The sequence below is a fragment of the Pseudarthrobacter sp. TE3704 genome, from assembly GCF_056279405.1.
In genome coordinates, this window is sequence record NZ_JBWCCJ010000001.1 from 561,848 (window position 1) to 586,173 (window position 24,326).

The following is a 24,326-nucleotide window of genomic DNA, read 5'->3' on the forward strand; positions in this document are numbered from 1 at the left end:
TCCGGCCCAAATCCGGCGGCGGATTGGGCAGAGAGTGACCCCGCGTCGATGGCTGGGCCCACGCCGTCAGGGTTCCCTGACCGAGAGAAGCGAGGTGAGGGAGACGGTGGGGACTAGTGGCCGGTGGGCACGTAACGCTTGATGGAGGCTTCCAGTTCGGCTTCGGCGGCGGCGCGGTCGCCCCAGCCCTCGGCCTTGACCCACTTGCCCGGCTCCAGGTCCTTGTAGCGGGTGAAGAAGTGCTCGATTTCCTTGATCAGGAAGTCGTTGACGTCGCTGACTTCCTGGATGTGGTCGAAGCGGGCGTCAACCGGGACGCAGAGGATCTTGGCGTCTCCGCCGCCGTCGTCCGTCATGTTAAAGACGCCGATGGGGCGGGACTCAACGATGACGCCCGGGTGCAGGTCGAAGTCCTGCAGGAGCACCAGTGCATCCAAGGGGTCGCCGTCTTCGCCGAGGGTGTTTTCGAAGTACCCGTAGTGCGTGGGGTACTGCATGGAGGTGAAGAGGACGCGGTCCAGGCGGACGCGGCCGGTCTCGTGGTCAACTTCGTACTTGACGCGTGATCCCTTGGGGATCTCGATGGTCACGTCATGCTTCATGGAATGCTCCTCGGCAATTGCAGGGGGTGCGCGGCACATCTGACGGGCCCACAAAAAGGAGTGTCCGTGCCGCCGACTACTATTGAGGATATAGCGAGAGGCCCTGGAATCAGGAACTTGTGGGGATATTTCAGGACTTGAGGACCGGCACCAGCATGACCAAAACAACCGTCACGGACGCCTGGATGGACCGCGTCCGGCGGGCTGCGGACAGCTGGGTGGCAGCCGTGAAAAGCTCCTGGCCGGCGGTCCTGCTCACCGCGCTCCTGGTTGCCCTCGCCGTCCCGGCGGCCCTGCTGGTGGCCCCCGGTTTCATCGGACCCGAGCCCCCTGCCCCCGCACCGCCGGCTCCCGAATGGCAGCAGGTTCCGGCCACACTGTCGGCCCCGGAGGGGCTTGCCCAGCTGGACGCCTCCGCGGACATGCCGTCGCCGGAGGCGGTCACCGCTCGGCTGGACCCGGTGTTGAAGACCGACGGCGGCGGTACTTTCACGGGGCTGGTCCAGGATGCGGTGACCGGCCAGGTCCTCTTTGACCGGGGCGGCTCCGAAAGCCGCGTGCCGGCGTCGAACCTTAAGCTGCTGACCGCGGTCGCCGCGCTGCGCTCGCTGGGCCCGGACCGCCGGTTCAGCACCACCGTGACCGCCGGCCCCGCCGCCGGGCAGGTGGTCCTGAAGGGCGGCGGCGACGTCCTGCTCGGCGCCGGTGAATCTGCCGGTGAACTGGTGATGGGGCACGGCGGTCTGGCCACGCTGGCGGCCCAGACCGCTGCGGCGCTGCAGGCTGCCGGAACCTCGGGGGAGATCAAGGTCCTGGTGGACGATTCCCTCTTTACTGGCCCCGCCCTTAATCCGGCGTGGCAGGCCGGGGATGTGGCTGCCGGTGAGGTGGCCCCGCTGTACCCGCTGGCGCTGCATTCGGCACGCTTTGATCCTGCCGTCACTACCGGGCCGCGCCCGCAGGATTCCGCCGTCACGGCAGCGGAGGAATTCGCCGCCCGGCTGCGTGAGGCAGGTGCCGCGGCGGGACTGACCGTGGCCGCCGCCGTCGAACGTGCACCCGCGCCCGCAGGTGACACTGCCACCACGCCGGTCCTGGCGGAAGTGCAGTCGGCTACCGTCGCGGAGCAGGTTGACCTGATGCTGCAGGTCTCCGACAACTACCTGGCCGAGGCTTTGGGCCGGATGGCTGCTGTGGCGGCCGGCCAGCCGGGCAGCAACGACGGCGCCTCGGCGGCCGTCCGCGCGCAGCTTGCCGGGGCCGGAATACCCTCGGACTCCATGCAACTTGTGGATGTCTGCGGGCTGGCCATGGGCAACCAGGTCTCGGCCCGCCAGTTCGCCGAGGTGGTCCGCGCCATCACGTCCGGCACGGACAGCAGGCTCCGCGAGGCGCTGGACGGTTTTCCCGTTGCCGGCCTGACAGGCACCCTGGACGCGAGATACGGGGAGGAATCGACGGCGGGCGGCGCCGGGCTGGTGCGTGCCAAGACCGGAACCTTGAACACGGTGCTGGCGCTGAGCGGTTACGTGGTGGATGCGGACGGGCGGCTCCTGGTGTTCTCCTTTATCGGAAACGGTCTCACCCCGGGTGCCGCGGGCAACAGGGCGGCCCTGGACCGGGCCGCAACAGCCCTCGCCGCCTGCGGCTGCCGCTAGCTGCGTGGTTGTCGCCGCCGTGGTTCGCCGGTGAGCGAACTTAAGGACGATCCCCGGCCTGCTGTGTTCTGATGGGACTTATGGAGTCCACTGCAGGTGAGTCGTCAGCACAAACGTTGTCCAATACGGCCCAGGCCCTGATCAACTGGGACCTTGCCGCGTCCACCGCGGCACGGCTGGCTCCTGCCGGGCCTGACTTGAGCAAGGCCGCCATCGGCGAAGCCGTGGACAGCCTGCGCCGGCTCGCGGACGCCTCGGTGGAGCACGTCCACGAGATCAGTGGGCTGGAAGCTGCCAGGGACCTCCGCGACTCCACCGTGCTGGTGGTGGACCGTGCCTCGTGGGCCAAGGCCAACACCCAGAGCTTCGCCGTGATGCTGAAGCCCGCCATGGAAAAGATGCTGGAAAACCGCCGCGGCTCCCTCAGCCCGGCAGCTGCCAGCGTCAGCGGCGCCATCACCGGCAGCCAGCTGGGCGCAGTCCTGGCGTTCCTGTCCAGCAAGGTCCTGGGCCAGTACGATCCCTTCGCCGCGCTGGCCGAGGGCTCCAACGCGCCCGCCGGGGGCAGGCTCCTGCTGGTGGCCCCGAACATCATCTCCGTGGAACGCGAACTGAACGTCGCGCCCGAGGACTTCCGCCTGTGGGTGTGCCTGCACGAACAGACCCACCGGGTGCAGTTCGCCGCCGCGCCCTGGCTGCGCCACCACATGCTGCAGCAGATTGACGACCTGAGCGGACACCTGCTGGGCAACGTCGATTCGCTGATGGAGCGGGCCACCGCCGCAGCCCGCTCGCTCAAGGACCGCTCCGCCACCGGAAACACCCCTGGCCGCGGCGCCATCCTGGACCTGCTGCAGGACCCGGAGGAAAAGGCTGCCATCTCGCACCTCACCGCCGTCATGAGCCTGCTGGAGGGCCACGCCAACGTGGTGATGGATGGTGTGGATGCCAGCATCGTCCCGTCCGTCAAGACCATCCGGCAACGGTTCAACGACCGCGGCAAGGACCGCGGCGTGATCGAGAAGTTTATCCGCAGCCTCCTTGGACTGGACGCCAAGATGCGCCAGTACTCCGACGGCGCCCGGTTCGTCCGCGCCGTGGTGGACGTTGCGGGAATGGACGGCTTCAACAGGGTCTGGGAGTCCGTTGACCACCTGCCCACCGAACCCGAGATCCACGACGCCAAGCTGTGGCTGGACCGGATGGGCCTGTAATTGCCTGACGTTCCCCGCGTTTCCCTTCCTTCCCCGGCCGGCAGCGGCCGGCGGCGGCCCGGGAGGCTGGCGCCCGTCGTCGGCACCGCGCGGAAAATGGTCCAGGAGGCACTCGCCGGGGCCGGCTATCCGCATCACGTACTGGTGGCCTGCAGCGGCGGGCCGGACTCCCTGGCGCTCGCCGCCGTCGCGGCCTACTTCGCACGGCGCGGCCATGTTGATGGCCACCCCGTAACGGTAGGCGCGGTGGTGGTGGACCACCAGCTGCAGGAAGGCTCCGGCCAGGTGGCCGCGCACACCGCGGAGGTGCTGCAGAACCTCGGGCTGGCCCCTGTGGAAATCCGGGCCGTGACCGTGGCAGGCACCGGCATGGGTCCCGAAGCCGCCGCCCGGGATACCCGGCATGAAGCGCTGGAAGCGGCTGCGGCCGGCCAGGGCGCGGAGGCCATCCTGCTCGGACACACCCTGGACGACCAGGCTGAACAGGTGCTGCTGGGCCTGGCCCGGGGCTCCGGTACCCGTTCGCTGGCCGGAATGCGGCCCGCCCGGGGTATCCTGCTGCGGCCGTTCCTGGGGCTTCGCCGGGCGGACACGGAAGAGATCTGCGAGGTGGAGGAGCTGGACCCCTGGCACGATCCCACCAACACGGACCCGTCCTTCGCCCGGTCGCGCACGCGCACCGAAGTCCTCCCGCACCTGGAGGAAAAACTGGGGCCCGGCGTCGCCGAATCCCTTGCCCGGACGGCGTCCATCCTGCAGCTGGACGCCGACTACCTCGAGGATGTGGCGGAAGCCACCTTCGCCTCCCTGGCCGAACGGAACGGGCCGGAAGTCAGCCTTCCGGAGGAGGCGTTGCGCGCCCTGGCCCCCGCCATCAGGTTCCGCGTGATCGCCAAGGCCGCGGCCGACGTCGGCGGGCAGCAGCCCAGCTACAAGCGCCTTTTGGCGGCGGAGGCGCTGCTGAGGAGGCAGGGCTCCGCGGGCCCCGTTGAACTTCCGGGCGGGGTGAGCGCCTACCGGCTGTCCCTCGCGCAGCTCGACGCGTCGCCCGCCGCCGGCCGGCCTGCCGGCTCGGATAACCCCGGCTCCGTTCCCCGTGAAGGGCCGCGCTGTGGGAAGCTAGTGTTCCGGCCTCAAAAACCGCCCACAAAATAGTCGCACCCCGCATCTACACAGGAGCCATTGGTGGATTCAAACGACGTCCAGGCAGACCTCAAGCACGTTCTCTACACCAAGGAACAGATCCAGCAGCGGATCACCGAACTCGCTGCCCAGATCGACAAGGACTATGAAGGCCGCGAGATCCTCATTGTCGGTGTGCTCAAGGGTGCCGTGATGGTCATGGCGGACCTGGCCCGTGCGCTGCACAGCCACATTTCCATGGACTGGATGGCTGTTTCCTCGTACGGCTCCGGCACGCAGTCCTCCGGAGTGGTCCGCATCCTGAAGGACCTGGACACGGACCTGATGGGCAAGGACGTGCTGATCGTCGAGGACATCATCGACTCCGGCCTCACGCTCTCCTGGCTGAAGACCAACCTGGAATCCCGCGGCACCGCCTCGGTGGAAATCTGCACCGCCTTCCGCAAGCCCACGGCCGCCAAGGTGGAGATCGACGTCAAGTACGTCGGTTACGACATCCCCAACGAGTTCGTTGTCGGCTACGGCCTGGACTACGCCGAGAAGTACCGCAACCTGGACTTTGTGGGCACCCTCGCGCCGCACGTCTACGAGTAAGCCACCTTCCGCGCCCTACGAAGCGTCGTATGAAAGGGAAGGCCGGCTGAACAGGAACATCGGCATCAAGGATGTGGCATTGGCGGCAGGGGTGTCCGCCACCACCGTGTCGCACGTCCTGAACGACGTTTCCTACGCGCGGATCAGCCCGGAAACCCGCGGCAAGGTGAAGGCCGCCGCCCTGGAGCTGGGCTACGGTCCCAACCGCGTGGCGCAGGCCCTGCGCAGCCGCCGCACGGGGGTGCTCGGGCTGGTCAGCGAGGACGTCGCCACCACCCCGCACGCCGGCCGGATCATCCTCGGCGCGGATGAGGCCGCCCGCGCCCGCGGCTACACCCTGATGGTCATCAACACCGCGGGATCGGCCAGCCGGGCGTCCCGGGAAAGCGACGTCGAGGCCGTACTGGAACGCCAGGTGGACGGGATCCTCTACGCCACCATGTACCACCGGTACCTTGAGGCGCCCGCCAACCTCGCCAGGGTGCCTGCGGTCCTTGTGGATGCCGTGACCGCGGACGGCGGTTTTCCGGCTGTTGTGCCGGACGAGCACGGCGGCGCCACGGCTGCCGTCGATGCCCTTCTCGCCGCCGGCCACACGCGCATCGGGTTCATTAACAACACGGAGGACGTGCCCTCCACCTCGCAGCGGCTCCGCGGTTTCCGGGAGGCGCTGACCCGCGCGGGCCTCGACGGCGAAGCCGCCCCTGTCGAGGCGGCGTCGTCCGATGCCGCCGGGGGATATACGGCAGCCGGCAGGATCCTCAGCGGTGGCAACCCGCCGTCGGGCCTTTTTTGCTACAACGACCGCATGGCCATGGGGGCGTACCGAGCGGCAGCCGAGCTGGGGCTGTCCGTCCCGGGCGACCTGTCGGTCGTCGGATTCGACGACCAGGCACTGATTGCCGGCAGTCTCCACCCCGGGCTGACCACCGTGGCGCTGCCCCACTACGAAATGGGCGCCTGGGCCGTGAACCACCTGATCGACACCCTCGAAGGCAGAACCGGCGGTGATGACCCCGACGCCGGAACCACCTCCCTGGAGTGTCCGCTGGTCATCCGGGAGTCCGTTGTGCCGCCGCGGCAGTAGGACCACCGCACAGGCCCCACCCCTCCGTGTAGCTACGCCCACAGGGAACTTTTGCTTTCCATCATGCGTGATCTACTCCGGACGGTGTATAGCTAGAAGCTGACGCAGCACCATCACGCGCGCAAACTACTCGCCGTGCAGCACTACCAGAAGGGACGGGGCCAGCCCCCGAACAGATGAAAGCTAAGAACTTTTTCAAGGGCCCGGGCATCTGGATCGTCGTTGTGGTCGGTCTGCTCCTTGTGGCTTTTGCAACGCTGGCTCCCGGCGGTGCGGCACGGATTGACACCGATAAGGGCCTCGAACTGCTCTCCGGCAACCAGGTGGAGCAGGCGAAGATATTCGATGGTGAAAACCGTGTTGACCTGACGCTGAAGGAAAACCTGAACCTGGAGGGGCAGGACAAGGGCAAGAGCGTCCAGTTCTACTTTGTGGACGCCCGCGCCGAGGACATCGTCAGGGCAGTCACCGCCTCTGACCTCAGCGGCGGCTACACGGACCAGCCCATCGAGAGCAACTGGTTCTCCGGCCTCCTCTCCCTCCTGATTCCCGTCATCCTGCTCGGTGCGCTGTTCTGGTTCCTGATGACCCGGATGCAGGGCGGCGGCTCCAAGATCATGCAGTTCGGCAAGTCCAAGGCCAAGATGGTCAGCAAAGACATGCCGCAGGTGACCTTCGCCGACGTCGCCGGTTCTGACGAAGCGGTGGAGGAACTCCAGGAAATCAAGGAATTCCTGCAGGAACCGGCCAAGTTCCAGGCCGTCGGCGCCAAGATCCCCAAGGGCGTGCTGCTCTACGGCCCGCCGGGCACCGGTAAGACCCTCCTGGCCCGCGCCGTCGCGGGTGAGGCCGGCGTTCCCTTCTTCTCCATCTCCGGTTCCGACTTCGTCGAAATGTTCGTCGGTGTGGGTGCCTCCCGTGTCCGCGACCTCTTTGAGCAGGCCAAGGCGAACTCCCCGGCCATCATCTTCGTGGACGAGATCGACGCCGTCGGCCGCCACCGCGGCGCCGGCATCGGCGGCGGCAACGACGAACGCGAACAGACCCTCAACCAGCTGCTGGTTGAAATGGACGGCTTCGACGTCAAGACCAACGTCATCCTCATCGCCGCCACCAACCGCCCCGACGTGCTGGACCCCGCGCTGCTGCGCCCGGGCCGCTTCGACCGCCAGATCGGCGTGGAAGCGCCGGACCTGATCGGCCGCGACCAGATCCTGCAAGTGCACTCCAAGGGCAAGCCGATGGCGCCCGGCGTGGACCTGAAGGCCGTGGCCAAGAAGACGCCCGGATACACCGGCGCCGACCTCGCCAACGTCCTCAACGAGGCCGCGCTGCTCACGGCCCGCTCCAACGCCAACCTCATTGACGACCGCGCCCTGGACGAGGCCATCGACCGCGTGATGGCCGGACCGCAGAAGCGCAGCCGCGTCATGAAGGAACACGAGCGCAAGATCACCGCCTACCACGAAGGCGGCCACGCGCTCGTGGCGGCAGCCCTGCGCAACTCGGCGCCCGTCACCAAGATCACCATCCTTCCCCGCGGCCGTGCCCTGGGCTACACCATGGTGGTGCCGGACAACGACAAGTACTCCGTGACCCGCAACGAACTCCTGGACCAGATGGCCTACGCCATGGGCGGCCGCGTGGCCGAAGAAATCGTGTTCCACGATCCGTCCACCGGCGCTTCCAACGACATCGAAAAGGCCACCGGAACCGCCCGCAAGATGGTCACCGAATACGGCATGAGCGAGCGGGTGGGCGCTGTCCGGCTCGGCCAGGGCGGCGGCGAGCCGTTCCTTGGCCGCGATGCTGGCCACGAACGCAACTACTCCGACCAGATCGCCTACGTGGTGGACGAGGAAGTGCGCCGCCTCATCGACCAGGCCCATGACGAGGCCTACGCCATCCTCACCGAGAACCGCGAGGTGCTGGACCGGCTGGCGCTCGAACTCCTGGAACGCGAAACCCTGAACCAGGCCGAAATCGCCGACATCTTCCGCGACATCCGCAAGCGCGACTTCCGCGAGGTGTGGCTGTCCAAGGAGACCCGCCCCGTCCAGATGGCCGGCCCCGTGGAAAGCCGCCAGGAGAGGGCCGAGCGCGAGGCGCAGGAAGAAGCCAAGCAGGCCCGTTTGGACGAGCCGCTGGACGCCAACCCTCCGCATCCGCAGGGCGTTACGGAAGACGCACCGTTTCAGGGCGGCGTCCCCGAATCGGGGCCGGACACCCTTCGCGGCTAAGCTTTCTCTGTGACTCACTTCGACGACGACGACGTTCCCGCCTCCGCCGGATACCCGGCGGAGGACGGATCCTCCCACTCCAAGCACCAGAAAGTGGACCGGCCCCGGATCGAGGCGGCCGTCCGGGAGATCCTTCTCGCCATCGGTGAAGACCCGGACCGCGGCGGCTTGGTGGACACCCCCAAACGGGTGGCCAAAGCCTACGCCGAGGTTTTTGCCGGGCTGCACCATGACCCCGCGGACGTCCTGTCCACCACGTTCGACCTTGACCATGAGGAACTGGTCCTGGTCAAGGACATCCCCTTCTACTCCACGTGCGAGCACCACCTGGTGCCGTTCCACGGCATGGCCCACGTCGGCTACATCCCCTCGCATGAGGGCAAGGTCACCGGGCTGAGCAAGCTGGCCCGGCTCGTGGACATCTATGCCCGCCGCCCGCAGGTGCAGGAGCGGCTCACCACTGAGATCGTTGAGGCGTTGGTCCGCTACCTCAAGCCGCGTGGCGCCATCGTCGTTGTTGAATGCGAACACATGTGCATGTCAATGCGCGGTATCCGCAAGCCCGGAGCGAAGACCGTCACCAGTGCGGTCCGCGGGCAGCTTCATGACCCGGCCACCCGCGCCGAAGCCATGAGCCTCATCCTCGGAAGGTAACAAACAGACCATGGACTCACTCGCTGCAGCCCCGGGAACCGGGCCCGCAACTTCGCCGCTGCCCATCCTGCGAAAACCGCGGCCGGCCGCCCGTTTCGAAGACCTGCCCACGGACCGCACCCTGGTCATGGGAATCCTGAACGTCACCCCTGATTCCTTCAGCGACGGCGGCAAGCACGCCACGTCCGACACCGCCATCGCCGCCGGCCTGCGTATGTTCTACGCCGGTGCGGACATCATCGACGTCGGGGGAGAGTCCACCCGGCCCGGCGCTGAAGACGTCAGCCCCGAAGAAGAGCAGCGCCGCGTCATCCCCGTTATTGAGGCGCTGGTCAAGGCCGGTGCGCTGGTCAGCATCGACACCACCCATGCCGCCACCGCCGCGGCCGCTGTGGAAGCCGGGGCCGCCATCATCAACGACATCTCCGGCCTCAGCATCGAACCGGAAATGGCAGAGCTTGTGGCTGCGTCCAAGGTTCCGTACATCCTGACCCACCGCCGCGGCGACGCCCGCACCATGAATTCCCTCGCCGAATACACGGACGTGGCAGGGGACGTAGTGGCTGAACTCGCCGGCGTGCGGGACAAGCTCTATGCCGCCGGCGTCAGCCAGGACCAGATCATCATCGATCCGGGCCTGGGCTTCGCCAAGAACGATGCCCAGAACTGGGAACTCCTGCAGAACCTGGACCAGCTGCACAGCCTGGGCCACAAGGTGCTGGTGGGAGCGTCCCGCAAGCGGTTCCTTGGAACCCTGCTTACCGTGGCCGGCAAGTCCGCGTCCCCGGAGGAGCGTGACGGCGCCACCGCCGCAATCACCGCCATCAGTGCCTACCGCGGCGCCTGGGCCGTCCGTGTGCACGACGTCGGCTCCAGCCTGGACGCCGTCAAGGTTGCCGCCCGCATGGCCGCAGTACCCAAAACTCAGTAGGGCCGGGGGACCCATGGACAAAATTACGCTGACCGGTGTGACCGCCGTCGGCCATCACGGAGTGTTTGATTTTGAACGCCGCGAGGGCCAGCCTTTTGTTGTGGACGCAGTGCTTTACCTGGATTTCGCCGCGGCGGCGGAGTCCGATGACGTCCGCGACACCGCGCACTACGGCGAGGTGGCCCAGCGTATTACCGAATGGGTCTCGGGCGAGCCGCTGAACCTGATCGAAGCCCTGGCCGTCCGGATCGCGGACAGCCTGCTGGCCGAATTCCGGCTCCACGCCGTGGAGATCACCGTGCACAAACCGCAGGCGCCCATCGAGGTTCCCTTCGGCGACGTGGCCGTCACCGTCCACCGCGGGAATCCGGGCAGCGGGAATTCCGTCCGCCGGGAGTCAACCTTCAATGGGGGGACACCGTGAATGCCGGTTATGCCAAGGTAGTGCTGGCTCTTGGCAGCAACCTGGGGGAACGGAACGACACCCTCTCCGAGGCGGTCGCAGATCTTGTCGACCCGCCGGAGGTGCGCCTCCTGGCGGTGTCCCCGGTGGTCCAGACCAAGGCGGTGGGCGGCCCGGCAGGCCAGCCCGACTTCCTGAACATGGTCATCACCGTGGAAACCAGCCTGGCTCCGCTGGAACTGCTGGCACATTGCCAGGCGGTGGAGAACAAGCACCACCGTGTCCGCGAGGTGCACTGGGGGCCGCGGACGCTCGACGTCGACGTCATCACCTACGGCGACCTCCGCAGCGACGACCCCGTGCTGACCCTGCCTCATCCGCGCGCCGCCGAACGCGCCTTTGTGCTGTACCCGTGGTCGCTGATCGAACCCGCGGCAACCCTGAACGGTGAACGCATCAGTGCGCTGGCCGCCCGGGCGGCGGACTACGGCGATCTTGCCCCGTTCGATGGCTTCGGCGACTTCGATGGCATGCCCACTGCCGGGGCGGTGGAAGAACGATGAAGCCCATCAACCCGCTTCGCCTCATGCTGATCGGCATCATCTTGGCAGTCGCGGGCTGGGCGGCCACCGTGGTGACCAGCCGGTACAGCATGGCCACTCCCGTGCTGCCCGCCACGGCGCTGGCCACGATGGGCGTGATCGTCGCCATCACCCTGATCCTGGGCATCCGGGTCCTGAGGTGGCGCAACAGCATCACGAACGCCAACGCCAAAAAGAAGACGGTGCTCGATCCGCTGCTGGCAGCCCGCACCCTGGTCCTGGCCCAGGCGTGCGCCTACGCCGGAACCGTGCTGTTGGGCTGGCACGTGGGCATCTTCCTGGACCAGCTGCGGATCTGGAGCCTGCGCAGCGACCAGGGCATCACCTGGCTGGCCCTGGCCATGGCCGGCGGGGGACTGGTGATGATCGTGATTGGCCTCCTGGTGGAGCGCTTCTGCAAGATTCCCCCGGAGGACGGCGACACCAAGGGTGTTGACGGCAAGCCCGGGCGCCAGGTCCGTGGCGAAGCCGCGGGGGAAGGCGAATATGCATACCGAGGCGATTGATCCGCCGGGCATCGCCTGGCAGCGCGTCTCGCCCAAGTACATCACCGTCCGGCTGGTGGAGTGGGCCGTGGGCAACCTCGTCGCGGTACTGCTGCTCTCCCTGCCATTGCTCTTTGTCCTCCTTGGCGTATGGCGCTGGCCGCCGCTGTGGCTGGCCGTCGCCCTTCCCGCGGCGATGCTGGTGCTGGCCCTCTGGCGCCTCGTGCTGATCCCGCGCCAGGTCCGGGCCATCGGCTATGCCGAGCGCGACGACGACCTCCTGGTCAGGACCGGGATCTTCTTCCAGCGCACCATGGCCGTTCCCTACGGCAGGATGCAGTACGTGGACATCGGCGTGGGCCCGGTGGAACGCGGGCTGGGTTTGTGCACGCTCAAGCTGCACACTGCCGCGCCGGGCACCAATGCCAAGATCCCGGGCCTGCCCGCCGCCGAAGGCGCGCGGCTCCGCGAACAGCTGGCGGCGCGCGGCGAAGCCAGGCTGGCAGGACTGTGACCGCTGACGGGCAAATCCCCGGTACGGGGGCGCCAGGCAGTTCGCCACTGCCCGCCGGACCGGCTGCCGCAGACGGTGCCGCGCCCGACGACGGGTGGCTGCGTGTGCACCCGGCATCGCCGTTTGTCCGCGGCTGGGTAGCGCTGGCCGCCATCGGCTTTTTCTTTGGCCGGGATATTTTGGAGCGGATGCTGCAGGGGCGGCCGGTGTTCACGGACGAGCTGGCAGGCCGGGCGCCGTGGCTGCTGGCGGGCGGTGCGGCCATGCTGCTGATCGCCGTCCTGGGCTTCGTCCTGACCTGGTACTTCACCAAGTACCAGGTGTCCGGCGGCTACGTCCGGGTCAACACCGGCTTCCTCTTCCGCCAGCAACGGCAGGCGCGGCTGGACCGGGTCCAGGCCATCGACATCGTCCAGCCCCTTCTCGCGCGCATCTTCGGCCTGGCCGAACTCAAGTTCGAGGTTGCTGACGCCGGGGAGTCGGCCGTGCGGCTGGCCTACCTGAAGATGGACGACGCCCGGCAGCTCCGCGCCACCATCCTGGCCCGGGCCGCCGGGGTGAGCACCGGCGTCGAGGGCCCTGGCGAGGCCGCGCCCGAGGCGCCGGAATACCCGGTCCTGTCGGTGCCGCCGTCGCGCCTTGTCGGTTCGCTGCTGCTGAGCGAACAAAGCTTTTTCGTGGCGGTGGGCGGTGTGGCCTCCGTGGTTCTTTCCGCCGTCACGGACAACCAGAGCTTCTACTTTTACCTGATTCCGGCCGCGCTGGGCCTCGCGGCCAGCTACTGGACCCTCTTCAACAAGGGCTACAACTTCACGGCAGCCGTTTCGCCGGACGGCATCAGGCTGCGGTACGGGCTGCTGGACACGCAGGCGCAGACGCTGCCGCCCGGCCGGATCCAGGCACTCAAGATCGCCCAGCCGCCGCTGTGGCGTCCGTTCGGCTGGTACCGGATGCAGGTCAACGTGGCCGGCTACGGTCTGGTGGAAAACGCCGGAGAGGGCACCTCCCGCACCACCCTGCTGCCCGTCGGCAAGCTTGAGGACGCCATGAACATGCTCGCCCTGGTGCTGCCGGATCCAGGCACTGCCCAGCCTGCCGCCGTTTTTGGTGCCGGGCTCACCGGCCTGGATTCCGACGGCGGATTCGTCACCACGCCGCGCCGGGCGCGGATACTTGCCCCGCTGGGATGGCGCCGGAACGGGTTTGCCGCCACGGACACCGCCCTGCTCATCCGCTCCGGCCGCTGGTGGCGGGAGCTCGTGGTGGTTCCGCACCAGCGAACCCAATCCATGGCACTGCACCAGGGGCCGCTGGCACGGCGGTTCAGGGTTGCCGACCTGGTGCTTCACACCACCGCCGGCCCTGTCGCGCCGCGGCTGACCCAGGCCGGCGTGGACGAGGCGCGGGCCCTCTTCAACGAACAGTCGGCACGCGCCCGGCTGGCCAGGAAACGGCAAACAACGGAACAGTGGCTGCGGCAGGTAGCGGTCCCGGCGGTTGAGCCCGCCGAAACCAGGCCCGCGCCGGTGGTTGAGCCTGTCGAAACCCGGGCGCCGCATGCCCCAACCCAGGAAGGCCCGCAGCATGGCTAAACCCGGACGCCTCGGCGTCGGAATCATTGGCGCCGGGAAAGTGGGCGCGGTCCTCGGCGCCGCCCTGCGGGCGGCGGAACACGCCGTCGTCGGTGTCTCAGCGGTGTCCGACGCGAGCCGTGAACGGGCCGAAACGCTGCTCCCCGGCGTCCCCATCCTTGAGGTGCAGGACATCGTGGAGCGGGCGGAACTGGTGCTGCTCGCGGTGCCGGACGACGCCCTGCCGGACCTGGTGGATGGTCTGGCCAAGCTCGGCGCCTGGCAGCCGGGCCAGCTGGTGGCCCACACCTCGGGCAGGTTCGGCGTGGGGGTCCTGCATCCCGTGCGGGCTGCCGGCGCTGTCCCGCTGGCGCTGCATCCGGCCATGACGTTCACCGGGATGAGCCTTGACCTGACGCGCCTGCTGGATTGCACCTTCGGTGTCACGGCCGACGCCGCCATGCTTCCCATCGCGCAGGCGCTGGTGGTGGAGATGGGCGCGGAGCCCGTAGCCATCGCCGAAGCGGACAGGACGCTGTACCACGCGGCCCTGGCGCACGGGTCCAACCACCTGGTCACCCTGGTGGCGCAGGCCTCGCAACTGTTGGCGGAGGTGGGCGTTGACCTGCCCGGGCGCATGCTGGGTCCGCTGCTGCGCGCAACCCTGGAGAACGCTCTGGCCTCCGGGGAATCCGCCCTCACTGGCCCTGTGGCCCGCGGCGATGTGGGAACAGTACAGGCGCATGCGGAGGCGTTGCGGGAGTTCGACGGCGGCGGGCAGGGTGACGTGTTGGCGGCCTACCTCGCGATGGCGCGCGCCACAGCCCTGCGCGCCGAGGGTCGCGGCCTGCTGAAAGCTGACCAGCTGGAGGGGCTGCGCAAGGCCCTCGAACCGAGGGAGGACTGACCATGCCCATCAAACTCGTCACGACAGTTGCCGATTTGCATGCCGAAAGCGCGCGGCTGCTCACTTCCAGGCAGGGTGCTTCCCAGGGCCTGGTGCCTACCATGGGCGCACTCCATGAAGGCCATGCCGCGTTGGCGCGCACCGCCGTCGAACAGAACGACGTGGTGGTGGCCAGCATCTTCGTCAACCCCCTGCAGTTCGGCGACGCCGTGGACCTCGACCGGTACCCGCGCACGCTGGAGGCAGACCTGGCGCTGCTGGAAGCCGAGGGCGTGGACCTTGCGTTCGCGCCGTCGGTGGAGGAGGTGTACCCGGGGGGTGAGCCGCTGGTGCGCGTAACGTCCGGCCGGCTGGGGGAGAAGTGGGAGGGCGCTTCCCGGCCCGGTCACTTTGACGGTGCCCTGACGGTGGTGGCCAAACTGCTGCATTACGGCATGCCCGCCGCGGGGCTGGCCGGGGGTGGTTCGGATGGTTCAGGCCTTCCCGCCTACCGTGCGTACTTTGGCCAGAAGGATGCCCAGCAGCTGGCGCTGGTGCGGCGCATGGTGGCGGACCTGAATTTTCCGGTGGAGATCGTGGGGGTTGCCACGGTCCGTTCCGCGGAGGGCCTGGCCTTGTCCAGCCGCAACCGCTTCCTGTCGGACGAAGAGCGGGAGGCCGCGCTGGTGCTGTCCAGGGCCCTCCGGCTGCTTGGGGAGCGGGCTGCCGCACGGGAGCCGCTGGATTTTGAGTCAGCCGTCCGCTTGGTGGAGTCCCAGCCCCTGGTGGCGCTGGACTACTTCGACGTGGTGGATCCGGCCACGCTCGAGCCGCTGGCCGAAAACTGCCGCGAAACGCCGTTCCGGGGCGAGGGGCTGGCGCTTATTGCCGCCAAGGTGGGGCCGGTGCGGCTGATCGACAACGCGCCGCTGAGTTCATGACCGGCCTTTGTTATAGTCCCGGGACGTCCCGGTTGGTCATCAGCTGTTCCAGGAGCGCCCGTTCGGGCCGGCCCGGGTTTTTGGCGACGCAGCGGCGGAGCCTCGCACGGGAGAGCTCTTCGGCGGGTTCATTGCTGCGGAGGATCTCGTCGATGATTTCCTGGGCTTGCCAGCGGAGGGACTGGATGGCGAACTCGCGGATTTCGGCAGGCGTGTCACCGGCCATCCAAGGGTCGGGGTCCGAAGGTACGCTTTGGAACAACCGCTCTGCTGACATCGGGGCCTCCTTGCACCAATCCGAAGCGGCCGGTTTATGGCCTCCATGGTGTCCTAAGCACTGCGCATAGGAAAAACATTACAGCGGGAAAGACCGGTCTGTCTTCCCCGCGATAGACTGAAAGTGCGATGAATCCTGAGTCAGAGTTTTCAGCGTCCCCCGTGTCTCCTCCGGCGGTGGCGGCAATGACTCCTGCCGGTTCTGCGGAACGCATCATGGCAGTCGCATACGAGCTTTTTTCGCGGCGCGGTGTCCGCGATGTCGGCGTCAACGAACTGATCGAACGGTCCGGAGTGGCCAAGGCAACCTTTTACCGGCACTTCCCCTCGAAGGACTCATTGGTTCTGGCATTCCTTGAGCAGCGTGACAAGCAGTGGACCGTCAACGCGATTGTTTCGGAGGCCCGGCGCCGCGGAAACACCCCTGCCGAACAGTTGCTGGCCATCTTCGACGTCTTTGGTGATTGGTTCCTCCGGGAGGACTTCGAAGCCTGTTCCTTCATCAACATCCTGCTGGAGATGGGGCCCGCCCACCCGCTGGGGCAGGCGAGCATTGATTACCTGGCCAAAATCAGGGGGCATGTGCAGGTCCTGGCGGAAGAGGCCGGACTGGTGCGCCCCGAGGAGTTCGCCCGTTCATGGCACATCCTCATGAAGGGGTCCATCATCTCCGCTACTGAAGGCGACATGCAGGCCAACAGGCGTGCGCAGCAGATGGCTGGCTGGCTGATCGAACACCACCGGCCGTAGTTCCTGGCTTGCTGTCCACGTCCCGCGCTGGACATGTCCTCAGCCGTCGTTGAGTGTCCTCGGGCGTGGTCAGGTCTGGAGCAGGGCCCACCCGCGCAGGGCCCAGTCCTTGTCCGGGTCCTGCGGGAGGACGAACGGCATGGCATAAAAGTCGTTCCACACGGGCTCATCCCATATGGGGGAGTCGGGCGGGATGTCGTCAGGGTCGATGAGGTTTTCGCCTGCGGGTTCTTCGCAGGGTGGCTCGAAGTAGGGCGGAGCCGAATCCAGCCATTCCTGTGGTGGCCACCCGTCGGCGGTTGAGGGGTCCGGCTCGCCTGCTTCTTGGGGATGCCGCAGGGCACTCCGCGACTGATCCTGCAGCTTGTCGGGCCTGATGGGTGGTTCCCAGTCAGGTTGTTCGCTTTGATATTTGCGGCCGGTGGGTGAGGTCCAGCCGGGCGGCTCGTTTTTGGGTGCCGGTGTGGGGGTCCAGGCGCTGTTGTGCTTGAGCCGGTGGTGCTTGGGGCAGAGCTGTGCCAGGTTGCTGATTCCGGTGGTTCCGCCGTGCTGCCATGCTGTGAGGTGGTCTGCTTCGTTGTCCAGGGTGTGGTTGTTGCAGCCGGGGAAGGTGCATCTGCCATCTCTGAGGCGGAGTGCCTGTTTCATGGCTTTCGTGAGCCGGTAGCTGGTGCGGCCGATCTCCAGAGGCGTTCCGTCCCGCGGGTCCACCAGGACCCGGAAGAAAGAGGTTGCCCCGTCCGCGACCAGTTCCCGGGCCATCGAGGCCGGGATGGGCCCGTGGCCATCGAGCATGGCCGGTTCATCGGTGAGGCCGAGTAGGGCGAACACCGGGACAGTGATCAGCACGTCCGTCCGAGGGGCCGGTACTTTTCCGGCGAGGTGGCTGGCGGGTGCTGTGGTGTCTGGATTGCCGCTCGCGAAGATGTGCCCGTTGGTTGGGTAGTGGCCGGTGTCCGGGATGCCCAGGTCCGCGGTTGTTTCCTCCGAACCGACGAGCGTGGCGAGCCCGATGAAGGCCTCGGGGAGCTGTTCATCAATGCCAGCCTGGTCCTGGCTGCGGGTGTGGGGTCGGCCGCTGCCTGCCGTGTCCGCGCCAGCCAAGGTGGTGCGCGTGAGGAGGCGGTGGGCCAGGACGTCGGCACGTCGCTGGGGCAGGGTGCGGGTTTCGTGGGGTCCCTGGAGGCCGCGTGCCATGGCGGTGGTGCTGTTCCAGATCGCTGACGCGGAGTCGGCGGGCAGGTACGCGGAGATCCATGCCATCCCGTTGCGGTCCGGGCAGTGCTCCACCCGCCGGTCGGCGACGCTCTTGGCGTGCCGCTTCTCGAGGGATTCGGGGTGATGCCGCTCCCGCCAGGTGCGCACCTTGTGCCGGAACCGCGACGGCACCAGTTCCCCGGGCGCGGCCCCGCGCGCCCGATGAGGCGTATCCGAATCGAAGAAATGCGCCACCAGCGCGGCGGCAGCGGCCGGGTCCAGATCCGCGGTCTCGTCGGCGATGATCCGCGCGTGCAGCCAGGACACGTTCCCGGCAGGGAGCGCATTCATGGCCGGCGGCAGCGCGCACAACTGCCGGGACTGGCGGACGAACGCCCCGGCGGCCCCCGAACCGATGGTCAGGACACCGGCGATCTCCGCCACGACGGACATCTCAGCAAAAACCCGGTCCTGCAGGGAAGCAGTGGGCGGGGTCATGGCCTCCTGCAGTTCGAGGGCCTCGGCGGTATCCCGGGCCTTGATCGCTGCGACCTGCGCCTCCAGCCGGGAAACGAGGCCCATCCGTTTCAGCCGGATCTCGTACTGCCGTTCCAGCACATCAACCCCGGCGCTCCCGTCAACGACGGTGGCCGCCTTCATACCTTCTTCTTCAAGGAACAGCGCGTTGACGGCAGCCATAGTGGCAAAAACACCCTCCAATGGTGCTGCTATCACTGTGCTGTTTCCCATATCTAAATCATCGTGGGAGGGTACGACATTCTTTGGTACGTTGCCCAGTCAGGGCGAGATGGCGCGTCAAGCCAGCCTGCCGCCGTCGTAAATCCTCAAAGCGCGCCACCCAATAGTCAGCTTGCTTATTACTTTCACCTTTCCTAGGCTGGAAACCGTCAGGCAAACAACTCTCGAAGCGGTAGTCCGCGCCCTGAAGCAGACGCGCTGTACGCCGCTTCACACGAGGAGGAAAAATGTCAGAACACAGCATCACAGGCAAGAAGGTCGCATTCCTGTTGACGGACGGCGTGGAGCAGGTTGAGCTGACCAGCCCCTGGCAGGCGGTAAAGGACGCCGGCGGCGTGCCCACGCTCGTGGCCCCCAAGGCCGGCAAGCTGCAGGGCTACAACGGCACGGAAAAGGGTGACACCTTCGACGTCGACCTCACCGTCGCAGAAGCCAACGCCTCCGACTTCGACGCGCTGGTCCTGCCCGGCGGCGTCGTCAATGCAGACCACCTCCGCGTGGACAAGGACGCGCAGGGCTTCACGCGGAGCTTCTTCGAACAGCACAAACCGGTCGCCTCGATCTGCCACGGACCGTGGCTCCTCATCGAAGCCGGCGTGCTGCGCGGCCGGAACGTCACGTCCTACCACACGCTCGAAACGGACCTCAGGAACGCCGGCGCCAACTGGACGGACCAGGAAGTAGTGGTTGACCAGGGGCTGGTGACCAGCCGGAAGCCGGACGACCTCCCCGCATTCAACAGCAAGCTGGTGGAGGAAATCTCCGAAGGCGAGCACGCAGGCTAGACCGCCTGACACCTGTTGTTCCCTCAGGGTTTGAAAAAAGATCCGGTGCGGAGGAATTACTCCAGCCGGTAGAGTGTTGCCATCTGCAGCGGCCATGTTCGCGCACCACACTCATTACTCTCCCTGAGGGAACACTCATGTCTACCGAAGTCTCTCCGACCGCCAACGGCCAGTCCGTCAACACCGAAGGAATCAAGCCCGCCGCGCCGGAGAAGATGTCCCGCGAGTCCGTCACCATCATCACCACGCTCTTGGTGGCGACGTTTGTGGTGATCCTGAACGAGACCATCATGAACGTCGCCCTCCAGCGGCTCATGGTGGATCTCCAGGTGGACGCGCCCACGGTCCAGTGGCTCTCCACCGGCTTTATGCTGACCATGGCCGTGGTCATTCCCACCACCGGCTTCATCCTCCAGAGCCTGTCCACCCGGGCCGTCTTTATGCTGGCCATGGGCCTCTTCGCCGGCGGCACCGCATTGGCCGCCGTGGCTCCCGGATTCGAGATCCTGCTCCTGGCCCGCATCATCCAGGCCGGCGGCACCGCCATCATGCTGCCGCTATTGATGACCACCATCCTCACGCTGGTCCCGATCGCCAAACGCGGTGCCGTCATGGGCAACGTCAGCATCGCCATCTCGGTAGCCCCGGCCATGGGCCCCACCGTTTCGGGCCTGATTTTGGAGCACTTCACCTGGCGGTTCATGTTCGTGTTCGTCCTGCCCGTCGCCCTCGCGGCGCTGGCCATCGGTGCGAAGTACCTCACCAACGTGGGCGAAGCGGAGAAGACCAAACTCGACTTCGCGTCCGTACTCCTCACCGTCCCCGCGTTCGGTGGCCTGGTCTACGGCCTGAGCCAGATCGGCGGCGGCCACGGCGGCCAGGCGGGTCCAGGCACCACCGCGATTGCTGCCCTGGTCATCGGCGTGGCCAGCCTCGCCGTGTTCGTCCTCCGCCAGCTCAGGCTGCAGAAGGCCAGCGCCCCGCTGCTGGACCTCCGCGCGTTCAACTTCCGCATGTTCACCGTCTCGGTCCTGCTGATGGTGGTGGCCATGATGGCCCTGTTCGGCGGCGTGATCCTGCTGCCGCTCTACCTTCAGGAAGTCCGCGGCCTGGGTTCCCTCGAAACCGGGCTGGCACTGCTCCCCGGCGGACTGGCCATGGGCCTCCTGGGCCCCGTTATCGGCCGGCTCTTCGACAAGGTGGGCCCGCTGCCGCTCACCGTCACCGGGTCCATCCTGATGGTCGTGACCCTTTGGCAGTTTTCAATGCTCGACGCCGGCACGGAAGTCTGGTGGATCGTCGCCTTGCACGTGGGGCTGAGTTTCGGCCTGGCGCTGCTCTTCACGCCGGCGTTTACCACCGGCCTGAACCCGCTCCCGCCGCACCTGTACTCACACGGTTCAGCGATCATGAGCACCACGCAGCAGGTTGCCGGTGCCGCCGGCACGGCGCTGCTGGTGTCCATCTTCGCCGTGGTGTCCGCGACGTCGGGACTCGTCGCCGGGATGAGCGCCGCCTTCATGACGGCAACAGTCATCGCCTTCGCCGCCGTCGTCCTTTCCGCGATGATGCGCAAAACCGAAGGGGCCGGCGCGGGCCACGGCGGGCACTGACCCCAACTGGGTAGCACTAACTGTCGTTTTGAGCCTTCAAAACGACAGTTAGTGCTACTTACATGGGGGTCAGCCGGCGTAGAAGTCGCTGAGTTCCTTGATCAGGACGTCCGGGGCCTTGATGGCGCCATCGTGCCCGAAGCCGGGGAGGATGGTGTAGCTGGAGCCGGAGAGGACGTCGTGGATCTGCCCGCAGGCCACGCCGAAGTAGGCCGGGCTCTTTTCGCCCACCACGATCAGCGTTTCGAGCGGAAGCGCCAGGAACGGCTCGGCCGGCATGTCCGCGGCGATGATGGCCTTGATTTCCCGGACGCCGGTCCGCATCAGCTCACGCTGCTGCTTGCCCTCTGACGTGCCGGCGGTCAGCTTGTTGGCGAGGGTCAGCATGGACAGCGGCATCCGGGACGAGAACGGTCCACCTTCTTCGAGCCCGCGCTGGATCACGGCCAGGGCGCGGTCGTCATCGCCAGCGGCAGCCGTGGCCTCATATTCGGCGATCCACTCAGCCTTGACGCTGTGGTTCACGGATACCGCGGGATCGTACACGGCCAGTCGCTCCACCGGTAGCGTCCGTGCCGCGTGGAGTGCCACCGCGCCGCCGAAGCTATGGCCGAACACGTCCGTGCTGGACGTGTGTTTCATCACCGTGTCCAAATCGCGGATATCCACGTCCAGCGTGTAGTCCTCCGGCTGGGGAGACGACGATCCGCGGCCGCGGCGGTTGAACGTATGGACGGGCCGGCCCAAGGCGGCGCTCAGCTTTTGCGCGAACTTGGTGTAATCCGCTGCCGTCACCATGGATGGCGGGACAATCACCACGCCGGAGCCGGCGGAAGCCAGATCCGCGCCGGTGGAGAAGAGCTCCAGAGTGCCGCCGTCGGGGGTCCTGATGTTCTCACGCGTCATGTTCCGAGCCTAGCTGAGCAACCTGAGCGCGGGCACCATGGACACTGCCGGCTGAAGGATCCGGAGGGGATCTAGGCGAGGCGTGAGATGAGCGCGGCGCTTTCCGCCCGGATGGCGGGCAGTTCTCCGGCCAGCCCGCAGAGGATCAGTCCCGCATCCGCGGCCTCCAGCGGAGATTCCGGGGTGGCCATGCCATCCGCGCGGAGGCTGATCAGGGATTCGACCAGGCGGAAAGCGAAATCTCCGCCGCTGGCGTCCGGGTGCCCTTCGCCGCGGGAGGGGGACAGGCCGGCGCCGAGTTGCCCGTACAGGCCGCGCAGCTCCTGTCGGTCCGCGAGGAACCGGGCAAAGCGTGCGGCGCGGACTTCGGGCAGGTGGTAGAGGATTCCGAGGTTCCAGCGGGCGCTGCAGAGCTGGGTGCCGTCGTAAAGCGCGACGGCGTGAAGCCGGCTTCCGGCGGCAGCTTCACCTGCGGTGTCGGCTGCGACGGCCCGCGCGAACTTCAATCCGCCGCTCACGGTTCCCTCCAGCAGGTCCTCGAGGATGTCGTCCTTCGTCTTGAAGTGGTGATAGAGCGAGGACTGCCGGATTCCCACGGCGTCCGCGATGGACCGTGTGGAGGTGCTGGCGAAGCCGTGCGTGGTGAAAAGTTCGGCGGCCGCATCGAGGATTTCGTCGCGGGCGGTGGCCCCCGGACGGGAGGGCTGTTGGTGGCGAGGGCGTCCCGGTCCGGCTGAAGTCACCGCATCATTCTTGCATTCCCGTCCGGCCCGAAAACTGCGGACCGGGGATGTGAGGGGACGGAAATGAACCCGAAACAAGATGTCTATGCGCCTTTTACAGAGGTGAAACTGTTTGGGGACATGGCGCTGGAAAACTATCAATTGACCGGTAATCAGCAGCCTTCGGCCGAGCGCTGCGCTGCCGGGAGGTTTTATCCCCCCTGCCATTCCAGCCCCGGAGATTCCGATGACATCAACCGTTCTCCCCACCGTCCACCAGGACGATGCGGACCTGACGTCCCTTGGCTATGAGCCCACCCTCCACCGAAAGCTCGGCCGCTACGCTTCCTTTGCCGCCGGCTTCTCCTTCGTTTCGATCCTGACCACCATCTTCCAGCTCTTCGCGTTCGGCTACTCCTTTGCGGGGCCTGCGTTCTTTTGGACCTGGCCGGTTGTCCTGGTGGGCCAGCTCCTGGTGGCCCTGAATTTCGCCGAACTGGCCGCCCGCTACCCCTTGTCCGGTGCCGTGTACCAGTGGGCCAGGCGCGTGGGCGGTGAAAGTGTCGGCTGGTTCGCGGGCTGGTTCATGGCCATCGCCCAGGTGGTCACTTCCGCGGCCGCCGCCATCGCCCTGCAGGTGGTGCTGCCCCAGCTCTGGGACGGCTTCCAGATTGTGGGCGGCGATCCCGCCCTCAACACGGTCAGCGGTGCCGCCAACGCTGTGGTCCTGGGGGCTGTGCTCCTGGTGGCCACCACCATCATCAACTCGCTGGGCGTCAAGCTCATGGCGCACGTGAACTCCGTCGGTGTCACGTGCGAGATCGTCGGCGTCGTGGCCGTGATCCTCGCCCTGATCAGCGCTGCCCAGCGCGGTCCGGACGTCGTCGCGGACACCACCGTGCTGCAAAACTCAGAGCTCGGCGCAGTGGGAGCCTTCCTGGTGTCCGGTCTGATGGCCGCCTACGTCATGGTCGGCTTCAACTCCGCCGGCGAACTGTCCGAAGAGACCAAGGACCCGCGCCGCACCGCACCCCGCACCATCCTCTCCGCGCTGCTGATCTCCGGCATCGGCGGCGCACTGATGATCATCACCGCCCTGATGGCTGCGCCCAGCCTCGACGACGGCCGGCTCGCCACCGAAGGTCTTCCCTACGTCCTCACCGCCGTGCTGGGCACGCTCTGGGGCAAGGTCCTGCTGGTGGACGTGGCCATCGCCATCTTCGTCTGCACGCTGGCGATCCAGACCGCCGGTTCCCGCCTCGTGTTCTCCATGGCAAGGGACGGGAAACTACCCGCCTCCGCGCTGCTCTCCTCCGTCCACCCCACCCGGGGCACGCCCATGTGGCCGTCCATCGTCATCGGCGCACTGGCGGTGGGCGTGCTGGCCATCAACGTCGGCAACGCCGCACTGTTCACCACCTTGTGCAGCGTCTGCATCGTCATGGTCTACCTGGCCTACCTCCTGGTCACCGTGCCGCAGCTGGTGAACCGCCTCCGCGGCGACTGGAACCGGGTGGGGCAGACCATGCCCGCGGGCCTCTTCTCACTCGGCCGCTGGGGACTGCCCGTCAACATCCTCGCCGTCCTCTACGGCGCCGTGATGGTGGTCAACCTTGGCTGGCCGCGGCCCGAGGTCTACGACCCCTCCGGCGAGAACGGGATCCTCCTCTACTCGGCGCCGCTGATGGTGACGGCGGTCCTGCTTCTGGGCCTCTGGGTCCGCCGCCGGAACCTGGCAGCCAGCGCGTAACAGGCACCAAGCGAGCAACCCCTTAGAACCGAAGCCGCAAGAA

General features: G+C 67.1%; 24 protein-coding genes. 19 read left to right on the top strand and 5 right to left on the bottom strand.

Translation table 11 applies throughout. The features are described 5' to 3' along the window. Positions 1 to 113: 113 nt before the first annotated feature. A complete protein-coding gene (locus tag ACZ9BC_RS02665) occupies positions 114 to 602 on the bottom strand; it encodes an inorganic diphosphatase (RefSeq protein WP_079596875.1) in 489 nt (162 codons plus the stop codon). 155 nt (positions 603 to 757) lie between these two features. Here ACZ9BC_RS02665 and dacB point away from each other — a divergent pair, with 155 nt between their 5' ends. The 15 genes from dacB (at position 758) to ACZ9BC_RS02740 (ending at position 15,525) form a co-directional block, all read left to right on the top strand. Further along, positions 758 to 2,260 (top strand): D-alanyl-D-alanine carboxypeptidase/D-alanyl-D-alanine endopeptidase, encoded by a 1,503-nt coding sequence (gene dacB, locus ACZ9BC_RS02670; protein WP_476244612.1) that lies wholly within the window; start codon positions 758 to 760, stop codon positions 2,258 to 2,260. Between the two features lie 80 nt (positions 2,261 to 2,340). Then, complete coding sequence (locus tag ACZ9BC_RS02675; RefSeq protein WP_476244831.1) at positions 2,341 to 3,474, top strand: zinc-dependent metalloprotease; 1,134 nt, start codon at positions 2,341 to 2,343, stop codon at positions 3,472 to 3,474. Positions 3,475 to 3,570: 96 nt separating this feature from the next. Continuing rightward, positions 3,571 to 4,629 carry a tRNA lysidine(34) synthetase TilS gene (tilS, locus tag ACZ9BC_RS02680; protein ID WP_476244832.1) on the top strand — a complete coding sequence of 353 codons (1,059 nt, stop codon included), beginning with the start codon at positions 3,571 to 3,573 and terminating at the stop codon, positions 4,627 to 4,629. 30 nt (positions 4,630 to 4,659) lie between these two features. After that, the gene (hpt, locus tag ACZ9BC_RS02685; protein ID WP_041651844.1) at positions 4,660 to 5,211 is read left to right on the top strand and encodes a hypoxanthine phosphoribosyltransferase; all 552 of its coding nucleotides are present in this window, start codon (positions 4,660 to 4,662) and stop codon (positions 5,209 to 5,211) included. A gap of 73 nt (positions 5,212 to 5,284) precedes the next feature. Next, positions 5,285 to 6,298, top strand: coding sequence for a LacI family DNA-binding transcriptional regulator (locus tag ACZ9BC_RS02690; RefSeq protein WP_476244613.1), 1,014 nt, complete (start codon positions 5,285 to 5,287; stop codon positions 6,296 to 6,298). Between the two features lie 176 nt (positions 6,299 to 6,474). Next, positions 6,475 to 8,538, top strand: coding sequence for an ATP-dependent zinc metalloprotease FtsH (ftsH, locus tag ACZ9BC_RS02695; protein ID WP_079596872.1), 2,064 nt, complete (start codon positions 6,475 to 6,477; stop codon positions 8,536 to 8,538). A gap of 9 nt (positions 8,539 to 8,547) precedes the next feature. After that, positions 8,548 to 9,192, top strand: coding sequence for a GTP cyclohydrolase I FolE (folE, locus tag ACZ9BC_RS02700; RefSeq protein WP_079596871.1), 645 nt, complete (start codon positions 8,548 to 8,550; stop codon positions 9,190 to 9,192). A 10-nt stretch (positions 9,193 to 9,202) separates the two neighbouring features. Beyond that, positions 9,203 to 10,123 carry a dihydropteroate synthase gene (gene folP / locus ACZ9BC_RS02705; RefSeq protein WP_115524708.1) on the top strand — a complete coding sequence of 307 codons (921 nt, stop codon included), beginning with the start codon at positions 9,203 to 9,205 and terminating at the stop codon, positions 10,121 to 10,123. Positions 10,124 to 10,136: 13 nt separating this feature from the next. Next, a complete protein-coding gene (folB, locus tag ACZ9BC_RS02710) occupies positions 10,137 to 10,547 on the top strand; it encodes a dihydroneopterin aldolase (RefSeq protein WP_476244614.1) in 411 nt (136 codons plus the stop codon). Continuing rightward, complete coding sequence (gene folK / locus ACZ9BC_RS02715) at positions 10,544 to 11,089, top strand: 2-amino-4-hydroxy-6-hydroxymethyldihydropteridine diphosphokinase (RefSeq protein ID WP_476244615.1); 546 nt, start codon at positions 10,544 to 10,546, stop codon at positions 11,087 to 11,089. The genes folB and folK overlap by 4 nt, the downstream gene beginning before the upstream one ends. Next, a complete protein-coding gene (locus ACZ9BC_RS02720) occupies positions 11,086 to 11,634 on the top strand; it encodes a DUF3180 domain-containing protein (RefSeq protein WP_476244616.1) in 549 nt (182 codons plus the stop codon). Before folK ends, ACZ9BC_RS02720 begins: the two co-directional genes overlap by 4 nt. After that, positions 11,615 to 12,127, top strand: a complete 513-nt coding sequence (locus tag ACZ9BC_RS02725; protein WP_079596866.1) for a PH domain-containing protein — start codon at positions 11,615 to 11,617, stop codon at positions 12,125 to 12,127. Before ACZ9BC_RS02720 ends, ACZ9BC_RS02725 begins: the two co-directional genes overlap by 20 nt. After that, complete coding sequence (locus tag ACZ9BC_RS02730; RefSeq protein WP_476244617.1) at positions 12,124 to 13,719, top strand: PH domain-containing protein; 1,596 nt, start codon at positions 12,124 to 12,126, stop codon at positions 13,717 to 13,719. Before ACZ9BC_RS02725 ends, ACZ9BC_RS02730 begins: the two co-directional genes overlap by 4 nt. After that, a complete protein-coding gene (locus ACZ9BC_RS02735; RefSeq protein ID WP_476244618.1) occupies positions 13,712 to 14,605 on the top strand; it encodes a Rossmann-like and DUF2520 domain-containing protein in 894 nt (297 codons plus the stop codon). The genes ACZ9BC_RS02730 and ACZ9BC_RS02735 overlap by 8 nt, the downstream gene beginning before the upstream one ends. A gap of 2 nt (positions 14,606 to 14,607) precedes the next feature. Next, positions 14,608 to 15,525 carry a 4-phosphopantoate--beta-alanine ligase gene (locus ACZ9BC_RS02740; protein ID WP_476244619.1) on the top strand — a complete coding sequence of 306 codons (918 nt, stop codon included), beginning with the start codon at positions 14,608 to 14,610 and terminating at the stop codon, positions 15,523 to 15,525. 10 nt (positions 15,526 to 15,535) lie between these two features. Here the strand turns inward: ACZ9BC_RS02740 and ACZ9BC_RS02745 are convergent, their stop codons facing one another. Then, the gene (locus ACZ9BC_RS02745) at positions 15,536 to 15,802 is read right to left on the bottom strand and encodes a hypothetical protein (protein WP_079596862.1); all 267 of its coding nucleotides are present in this window, start codon (positions 15,800 to 15,802) and stop codon (positions 15,536 to 15,538) included. A gap of 128 nt (positions 15,803 to 15,930) precedes the next feature. Here ACZ9BC_RS02745 and ACZ9BC_RS02750 point away from each other — a divergent pair, with 128 nt between their 5' ends. Further along, positions 15,931 to 16,551: a TetR/AcrR family transcriptional regulator gene (locus ACZ9BC_RS02750; protein ID WP_476244620.1), complete on the top strand. Its 621-nt coding sequence runs from the start codon at positions 15,931 to 15,933 to the stop codon at positions 16,549 to 16,551. Between the two features lie 69 nt (positions 16,552 to 16,620). Here the strand turns inward: ACZ9BC_RS02750 and ACZ9BC_RS02755 are convergent, their stop codons facing one another. Then, positions 16,621 to 18,498, bottom strand: coding sequence for an HNH endonuclease signature motif containing protein (locus ACZ9BC_RS02755; protein WP_476244621.1), 1,878 nt, complete (start codon positions 18,496 to 18,498; stop codon positions 16,621 to 16,623). A gap of 236 nt (positions 18,499 to 18,734) precedes the next feature. Between ACZ9BC_RS02755 and ACZ9BC_RS02760 the strand changes: the two genes are divergently transcribed. Further along, positions 18,735 to 19,292: a type 1 glutamine amidotransferase domain-containing protein gene (locus ACZ9BC_RS02760; protein ID WP_476244622.1), complete on the top strand. Its 558-nt coding sequence runs from the start codon at positions 18,735 to 18,737 to the stop codon at positions 19,290 to 19,292. A 137-nt stretch (positions 19,293 to 19,429) separates the two neighbouring features. After that, complete coding sequence (locus tag ACZ9BC_RS02765) at positions 19,430 to 20,905, top strand: DHA2 family efflux MFS transporter permease subunit (RefSeq protein WP_476244623.1); 1,476 nt, start codon at positions 19,430 to 19,432, stop codon at positions 20,903 to 20,905. Between the two features lie 69 nt (positions 20,906 to 20,974). Here the strand turns inward: ACZ9BC_RS02765 and ACZ9BC_RS02770 are convergent, their stop codons facing one another. Together ACZ9BC_RS02770 and ACZ9BC_RS02775 are read right to left on the bottom strand one after the other, a co-directional pair. Then, positions 20,975 to 21,811 carry an alpha/beta fold hydrolase gene (locus ACZ9BC_RS02770; RefSeq protein ID WP_476244624.1) on the bottom strand — a complete coding sequence of 279 codons (837 nt, stop codon included), beginning with the start codon at positions 21,809 to 21,811 and terminating at the stop codon, positions 20,975 to 20,977. 71 nt (positions 21,812 to 21,882) lie between these two features. After that, positions 21,883 to 22,554 carry a TetR/AcrR family transcriptional regulator gene (locus ACZ9BC_RS02775; protein ID WP_476244625.1) on the bottom strand — a complete coding sequence of 224 codons (672 nt, stop codon included), beginning with the start codon at positions 22,552 to 22,554 and terminating at the stop codon, positions 21,883 to 21,885. A gap of 226 nt (positions 22,555 to 22,780) precedes the next feature. Between ACZ9BC_RS02775 and ACZ9BC_RS02780 the strand changes: the two genes are divergently transcribed. Beyond that, a complete protein-coding gene (locus ACZ9BC_RS02780; RefSeq protein ID WP_476244626.1) occupies positions 22,781 to 24,283 on the top strand; it encodes an amino acid permease in 1,503 nt (500 codons plus the stop codon). Positions 24,284 to 24,326: the final 43 nt, after the last annotated feature.